This is a genomic window from Streptomyces sp. NPDC050619, assembly GCF_040654815.1.
Taxonomy (GTDB): domain Bacteria; phylum Actinomycetota; class Actinomycetes; order Streptomycetales; family Streptomycetaceae; genus Streptomyces.
On record NZ_JBFAIR010000015.1, the window covers coordinates 241,582 to 249,324 of the forward strand.

Annotated in this window: 6 protein-coding genes; 2 read left to right on the plus strand and 4 right to left on the minus strand. The window is 68.1% G+C overall.

Going from position 1 to position 7,743, the window contains the following annotated elements; genetic code table 11:
- Window positions 1-36 precede the first annotated feature (36 nt).
- Window positions 37-1,800 (plus strand): aspartate--tRNA ligase, encoded by a 1,764-nt coding sequence (gene aspS / locus AB0I77_RS25325; RefSeq protein WP_363284943.1) that lies wholly within the window; start codon window positions 37-39, stop codon window positions 1,798-1,800.
- A 212-nt stretch (window positions 1,801-2,012) separates the two neighbouring features.
- A complete protein-coding gene (locus tag AB0I77_RS25330) occupies window positions 2,013-3,383 on the plus strand; it encodes an MFS transporter (protein ID WP_363284944.1) in 1,371 nt (456 codons plus the stop codon).
- Window positions 3,384-3,435: 52 nt separating this feature from the next.
- Here AB0I77_RS25330 and AB0I77_RS25335 read toward each other — a convergent pair whose 3' ends face one another.
- From AB0I77_RS25335 to AB0I77_RS25350, 4 genes are all read right to left on the minus strand, one after another.
- Window positions 3,436-4,938: a polysaccharide pyruvyl transferase family protein gene (locus tag AB0I77_RS25335; RefSeq protein ID WP_363284945.1), complete on the minus strand. Its 1,503-nt coding sequence runs from the start codon at window positions 4,936-4,938 to the stop codon at window positions 3,436-3,438.
- A gap of 148 nt (window positions 4,939-5,086) precedes the next feature.
- Window positions 5,087-5,452 carry a PH domain-containing protein gene (locus AB0I77_RS25340; protein ID WP_363284946.1) on the minus strand — a complete coding sequence of 122 codons (366 nt, stop codon included), beginning with the start codon at window positions 5,450-5,452 and terminating at the stop codon, window positions 5,087-5,089.
- A 115-nt stretch (window positions 5,453-5,567) separates the two neighbouring features.
- Window positions 5,568-7,019 carry an ATP-binding protein gene (locus AB0I77_RS25345; RefSeq protein WP_363284947.1) on the minus strand — a complete coding sequence of 484 codons (1,452 nt, stop codon included), beginning with the start codon at window positions 7,017-7,019 and terminating at the stop codon, window positions 5,568-5,570.
- 104 nt (window positions 7,020-7,123) lie between these two features.
- Complete coding sequence (locus tag AB0I77_RS25350) at window positions 7,124-7,531, minus strand: hypothetical protein (protein ID WP_363284949.1); 408 nt, start codon at window positions 7,529-7,531, stop codon at window positions 7,124-7,126.
- Window positions 7,532-7,743: the final 212 nt, after the last annotated feature.

Below are 7,743 nucleotides of genomic sequence, written 5' to 3' on the forward strand. Positions count from 1 at the left end.
CGGAAATCCCTATCAGCGAAGACTGGATGAACGACGATGCATCGGTACAGGTCCCACACCTGCGGCGAGCTCCGCGCCTCTGACGTCGGCACCGACGTCCGGCTGAGCGGCTGGCTGCACAATCGGCGCGACCTGGGCGGCATCCTCTTCATCGATCTGCGCGACCACTACGGCATCACGCAGCTCGTGGCCCGCCCGGGCACCCCGGCGTACGAGGCCCTCGACAAGCTGACCAAGGAGTCGACGGTCCGTGTAGACGGCAAGGTTGTTTCACGTGGAACCGAGAACGTGAACCCGGACCTGCCGACCGGCGAGATCGAGGTCGAGGTCGGCGAGGTCGAGCTGCTCGGCGCCGCCGCCCCGCTGCCCTTCACGATCAACACCGAGGACGGGGTCAACGAGGAGCGGCGCCTGGAGTACCGCTTCCTGGACCTGCGCCGCGAGCGCATGCACCGCAACATCATGCTGCGTACGGCCGTCATCTCGGCGATCCGTCACAAGATGACCGCGCTGGGCTTCAACGAGATGGCGACCCCGATCCTGACCGCGACGTCCCCCGAGGGCGCCCGCGACTTCGTGGTCCCCTCCCGCCTGAACCCGGGCAAGTTCTACGCCCTTCCGCAGGCGCCGCAGCAGTTCAAGCAGCTGCTGATGATCTCCGGCTTCGACCGCTACTTCCAGATCGCGCCCTGCTTCCGGGACGAGGACGCCCGCGCGGACCGTTCGCCGGGCGAGTTCTACCAGCTCGACGTCGAGCTGAGCTTCGTCGAGCAGGAGGACGTCTTCCGGCCCATCGAGCGGCTGATGACCGAGCTGTTCGAGGAGTTCGGCGGCGGCCGTCACGTCACCTCGCCCTTCCCGCGGATCCCGTTCCGCGAGGCGATGCTGAAGTACGGCTCCGACAAGCCGGACCTGCGCGCCCAGCTGGAACTCGTCGACATCACCGACATCTTCGAGGGCTCGGAGTTCAAGGCGTTCGCCGGCAAGCATGTGCGCGCGCTTCCGGTGCCGGATGTCTCCGGTCAGCCCCGCAAGTTCTTCGACCAGCTCGGGGACTACGCCGTCTCGCAGGGCGCGAAGGGCCTGGCCTGGGTGCGCGTGACCGAGGACGGTTCGCTGACCGGCCCGATCGCGAAGTTCCTGACGGAGGAGAACGTCGCTGAGCTGACGAAGCGGCTCTCCCTGTCCGCCGGGCACGCCGTGTTCTTCGGCGCGGGCGAGTTCGACGAGGTCTCGAAGATCATGGGCGCGGTGCGGGTCGAGGCCGCCAAGCGCGCCGGGCACTTCGAGGAGAACGTCTTCCGGTTCTGCTGGATCGTCGACTTCCCGATGTTCGAGAAGGACGAGGAGACCGGGAAGATCGACTTCTCGCACAACCCGTTCTCGATGCCCCAGGGCGGCATGGAGGCCCTTCAGAACCAGGACCCGCTGGACATCCTGGCCTGGCAGTACGACATCGTCTGCAACGGCGTCGAGCTGTCCTCCGGCGCGATCCGGAACCACGAGCCGGACATCATGCTCAAGGCCTTCGGCATCGCGGGCTACGACGAGGAGACGGTCGAGCGCGAGTTCGCCGGCATGCTCCGCGCCCTGCGCTTCGGCGCCCCGCCGCACGGTGGCATCGCGCCCGGCGTCGACCGCATCGTCATGCTGCTCGCCGACGAGCCGAACCTCCGCGAGACGATCGCCTTCCCGCTCAACGGCAACGCCCAGGACCTGATGATGGGCGCGCCGACGGAGCTGGAGGAGGCGCGGCTGAGGGAGCTGCATCTGTCGGTGCGGAAGCCGCAGCCGAAGTAGTCACCAGTACACCTGGCCAGGTAGACGTGGCCAGGACACGTGGCCAGGTACACGTGGGAGGCCCGAAATCGTCGTCGATTTCGGGCCTCTTCGTTCGCGTACATGAACCTTTGCGCAACCCATTGACCCGGAAGATCGCCCTCCGTATGGTCCCCAGGAGCTCGCGTACGTGATTGCAGTTCACGTATGTGTACGTCCGAGGGGAGACAACGATGTCAGCGACGACGTCAGAGGCCACACCACCCGACGCCGAACGCCGAGCGGTCGGCAAGTTCCTCCGCCGCATGATGCCGATCCTGGTTCTGATGCTGCTGGTCAACCAGATGGACCGGACGAACGTCGGCTTCGTCCAGGACGAGTTGCGGGCCGACGTCGGGGTGAGCGCCACCGCGTACGGTCTCGGCGCGGGCCTGTTCTTCATCGGGTACGCGTTGTTCGAGGTGCCGAGCAACATGCTCCTGGAGCGGTTCGGCGCGCGGGTCTGGCTCACCCGCATCATGATCACCTGGGGTCTGGTGATCGTGGCGATGTGCTTCATCCACAACGTCATGACGTTCTACGTCCTCCGCTTCCTCCTCGGTGTCGCGGAGGCCGGCTTCTTCCCCGGCGTGCTCCTCTACTTCACCCAGTGGCTGCCCGACTCCAGCCGGGGCCGGGCGAGCGCGATCTTCCTCGGCGGCTCGGCGACGGCGTACATCGTGACGGGGCCCATCACCGGGGCGCTCCTCGAACTGCACGGGGCGGGCGGATTCGCCGGCTGGCGCTGGATGTTCGCGCTGGAGGGCGTCTTCTCCATCCTCGTCGGGATCGTCGCCGGCTTCTTCCTCGTCTCCCGCATCGAGGACGCCCCCTGGCTCTCGCGGGAGGAGAAGGACGCGTTGAGCACCGCGGTCGCCCGTGACGAGGAGGCCCGCAGCCGCGCCCCCAAGGTGTCCCGCCTCAAGCTCCTGTTCCATCCGCAGGTCGCCCTGCTGACCGGCGTCTTCTTCGCGATGGCGCTCACCGGATACGCGATCACCTTCTGGCTGCCGAGCCTGGTCGACGACATCGGCGGACTGTCGTCCTTCGAGGTCGGGCTGCTCTCGGCGATCCCGTGGATCTGCGCCGTGATCGCGATGTACACGGTGAGCCACTACACCGACGGCACCCCGGACCGCCGCCCCTATCTGGCGATCGCCCTGGTCCTGTCGGCCATCGGCACCTTCCTCGCCACGCTCGGCTCCCCCTGGTTCGGGCTCGCCGCCATCACGCTCGCCGCGGTCGGCGGGAAGTGCGCGGCCACCCTGTACTGGCCGATGGCGCAGTCCGGACTCGACCTCAAGATCGCCGCGCCGGGCCTGGCCGTTGTCAACTCCCTCGGAAACCTCGGCGGTTTCGTCTCCCCCACCCTCTTCGGCTACCTCAAGGACACGACCGGCAGCACGAACGGCGGCCTGTACACGCTCTCGGCGGCTTCGCTGCTCGCGGTGATCGGGGTGGTGTTCATCAGGGGCAGCGGGAGGGGTGGCGGGCGCGGGAAGTCCGGCGCGGTGTCGTCGGAGACCTCGTCCGGTGGGGGCGTACAGCGGCCGGTCGTGTCCTAGCCGTAGGTGCCCTGGCAGTGTCTGAGGCCGTACGTGTCCTGGCCGTACGGCCTCAGTCCTTACCGTCGTTGACCTTGCGGGTACGGCGGCGCAGGGCCGGGCCGATGCGGACCAGGACGCGCTTCTCGATGCCGCCGACGCGGCGCTCGACGGCGGCGAGCTGCTTGCGGGTAGCGGCCAACTCGGTGCGTACGGCGTCTAGTTGGAGGATGGTCTCGTTCGCGCGCTGCTCCGCGGCGGTCAGCTTGCCGCGTAGCTCCTTGTTCTCCTTGGCCTGCTTCTTCGCCTGTTCCCGGACCTTGGTGTCGGCGGCGGTGATCCGCTCACGCAGCCGGCTGACGCGGTAGCGCATCTGGCCGTCGTCCGAGCCGTCCCAGACGGGCATCGACGCGGGCAGGTCCAGCGCGGCGAGGCGGGCGTCGTAGGCGGCGCCGCCGTCGCCGTGGGTGTACGTGTTGCGCAGGCCGTTGCGGTCCAGGAAGGCGATCATCCGCTCGAACCGCTCGCCGTGGCCCTTGATCATCGCGGAGAAGTCGGCGCCCTCGTACAGCTCGCGCGGATCGGTCTCGGCGTCCAGCTCGGTGAGCGGGCGGTGCGGGATGTCGAAGTACCGGCACAGCTCCAGGGTGCGCGAGTCATGGGTGAGGACGACGCTCGGGGTGCCGGCCAGCAGGGCGGCGACATTGCCGTGGATACGGGTGCCGTAGGCGAAGTCGTAGCCGCGCAGTTCGTCGATCCAGGTCGCCGGGTCCAGCGGCATGCGCACCTTGTTCTCGCGCAGCAGGGCGTGGCTGAGCTGGAGCGGGAAGGGGTCCTCGAAGCCCGACTCGGGCGTGGTGTCGCCCCACAGCAGCAGCTCCGCGTCGACGGTGTTCTGCGCGTAGTAGGTGAGGTGCGGGTAGCGATCCCACGCGTGCCGGGCGATGCCGGAGATGTCGCCGACGGGTATCGCGTCCGGCGAGAGGTTCAAGGCGATGCGCGAGTCGGCGGACAGCTCCGTGGCGCGGATCTCGGGGAAGGTGTCGCCGTACAGGAACATCGACGGGCAGCCGATGATGTCGACATCGCTGTCGCGGAAGCCGAGGCCCTTGAGGTAGCCGGCGGTCAGCTCGCCGCGGACGCCGATCGAGGCGGACCGCTCCAGGACGGCGGACGCGAAGCGCTTCACCGAGGCTTCCATCGGCTTCAGCCACGCCGTGTCGTAGTCGGCGGGCGCCTGCGCGCCGACGCCGAACACCACGACCGGGATGGTGAGCTGCTCGATCAGCGTGGACAGCCGGTCCAGCGAGGCCTGGAAGGTGGGCCGGAAGGCGTTGGCGAGCGGTACGACGAACACGTCGTACCGCTCGTTGATCTCGGCGGCGCGGCGGGCCGACGGGTCGGTGCGGATGCCGTTGGACGTCACCTCGGCGTCCGGCAGCGTCAGCATCTTGTGGGCGGAGTCGCTGAAGAGCAGGTTGCCCGTGTTCGTCCCGATCAGGTCCTGATGGACGAACTCCGTCGGGGTGGCGACGCGGAAAGGGCTCTTTCCGGAGCGGATCAGGATGCGCTTCACGACAGTCCCTGGGTGCGGCGAGTGGACCGAGCGTGTGTTCGCGTCTCGGTCGCGTGAGTGACCAAACCCTATAGGGAGGTAAATGGAGAGTGAAGGCAGTGCAGGAAAACGGTAAGAGGGGATGCGGCGACTGGAGGGTCGGCCGGGCCTACCTCGCCACGAACTGGGTGAGGATCGCCTGCACTTCGTAGATGTCGACGCCCTTGGTGAAGGTCTTCTCGACCGGGACCGAGGTCCCCGAGATCCAGATCTTCAGCTCGGCGTCGAGGTCGAAGTGGCCGGCGGTCTCCACCGAGAAGTGGGTGATGCTCCGGTACGGAATGGAGTGGTATTCCACCTTTTTGCCGGTGATGCCCTGCTTGTCGACCAGGATCAGGCGGCGGTCGGTGAACAGGATGGTGTCCCGGATCAGCAGGTACGCGGCGTGCACCTGCTCGCCGTGGCCCATCAGGCGCGCGTAGTCCTGCTGCGCCGAGGCCGGGTTGACGGTGTGCGCGTTTCCGAACAGTGCCACGGGTGGTCCCCTCGGTTCATTTCGTTCAGGTACCCGGGGAGACGCCGTCGCCGAGAAAAAGGATGCACCTGCGTGGCAACTCCGCGATCAGCAGCGACCACTGACGAGTCTTAAATCAGCCGGCCCAGGCCGAGACCACGTCCCGCGCCCCCCACGTGAGCCCGACCGCGTCTTCGGTCACCGCCCCGGTCGCACCGGAGAGCGATACGACGGCGAGACCGGTGGCGCCCGGTGTGAAGCCGGGGACCTGGGCGGCACCTCGCACGAGGGCGGTCAGGTCGTGCTGGTCGAAGGGGGAGGCGAGCCACTTCACCGAGCCCGCGAAGAAGACCGTCCCCGCCACGGGCGAGCGGTCGGCGCCGATCAGGTCGATCTCCGGCGAGAACTGCCGATTCCACCAGCCGCCGACGACTTCCGTATCGGGCCAGGGGAACTCCCCCGTAGTCGCGGCCAGTTCCAGGGCCTGACGGACCAGGGGTTCGACGGCCCGCCCCCGCCAGGCCGCCCACCGCCGCTCGACCACCCGGTATGCGGCCTCGGGACGACCGCGCCGGGACAGCTCCTGTGCGGAGCGCGTCGCGGCGAGGTAGAGACGCAGATTGCTGTCGGTCACGCGGTAGAGAGCCGGTTTGCCGGGCTGGGTGGAGAGCGGTGAGTCCGATGCGAGGGCCCGCTTCTCGTCGGTGAGGCGCCGCAGGAGAGGGGACAGTATGCCGGAGGGCAGGGCACCGCTCTGGCTGCCGGCCGTCGCGGCGATGTTGGCGTGCGTGCGGTCTCCGCTGCCCACCGCCTCAAGGACCCGGCGTGCCTGGTCCGGCGCCGGGAACTCGGCCATGAGGGCCGCTTCCGGGACACCGAAGAGGGGCGAGGCCGGGTCGGCGCACTCCGTCTTGATGAAGTCGAGCGCCGGGGTGCCGTGCGGCCAGGCCCGCAGGATGCCCGGCAGTCCGCCGGACACCAGGTGCGCGTCGACGGCGTCGGCCGCGTCCAGTCCGAGCGCGTTTCCCACCTCGGCCGGATTGAGCGGACCGAGCACGAATGAGTCGGCCCGGCCGTAGAAGGGCCGGTCGTACGCGGTGAACCGCTCCATCATGTGCAGATCACTGCCGAGCAGCAGCAGCAGCACGGGCCGACTCGACAGCAACCGGTCCCAGGAGGTCTGCAGTGCGCCGTCGAACACGGTGTCCTGCTCCGAGAGCCAGGGCAGTTCGTCGAGTACGACGATGCTGGGCGAGGCGGGCAGCACGGCGGCGAGGGTGCGGAAGGCGTCGGGCCAGTTCGTGGGGGCGCTCTTCGGCACGAGTTCCGGATCGCCCGGGAGGGAGGACTCACGCAGCTCCGCCATGAAGTCGGCGATGCCTTCCACGGGGGACGCGCCCTTGGTCGCGGTGAAGAAGACATACGGCCGCCCAGCCCGGTCACAGAACTCCTGCACGAGCCGCGACTTCCCGACCTGCCGCCGCCCTCTCATGGCGACCGCGACCCCGGCGCCGTCGTCGGTGACCCGATCGAGACGCTTGTGGAGGAGAGCCAGCTCGGCTTGGCGGCCGACGAAGGGGGTGGGCATGGCACGGCACCTTCCGGGATTACGGATTCCTTCTACGTAGATTGATTCTACGTAGAAGGAATCTACATTTCCCCTGACGCCGCGAACGAAGTCATGCGGGCTGGTCAGGTTTCGACCGAGCCGACCGCCGGGGCTTCGGTGAACAGGTCCTCGGCTTTGGTGGCGGTGAGGGCGCGGTCGAACCAGAGGGTGAGGGTGTCGAGGTCGGTGCAGGAGGTGATGCGCTCGCGGGTGTCTGCGGGGGCGTGGATGGCGTGCTTGTCCAGCACGCGCAGGATCAGTGCGGCGCGGTCCTCGGCCTTGCCCTTGGCCTCGCCCTCGGTCTTACCCTCGGCCTTGCCCTCCAGGTATGTCTCCTCGAACAGTGTCCCGTGGCCCGGGAAGTGGGTGGTGTAACCCTTCATCAGCGTTTTCCATTTCTCCCTGGTCGGCGTGTTCTCCAGGCCGACTTCCACTACCTCGAACCAGTACGCCGTGGTGGGCGGGTCGAATGACAGGAGGCCGCGAGCCACCGTTTCCAGTATGGCGGGCGCCATGGTCCTCGCGGGTCAAGGGTCGGGCTGACCGGCTGATTTATGGACGTTCACTCTTTCGAGGGGCGAAGGAACGTTCAGGCCGTGGCGGTCAGTGTGAGGTGGGCCGCCGGGCGAGGTTCCAGCCTGTGGGGCTGGGCCTTTTCCCAGCGGCCTCCTCCCGAACCCGTCGTGCGGCGTTAACCGCAACG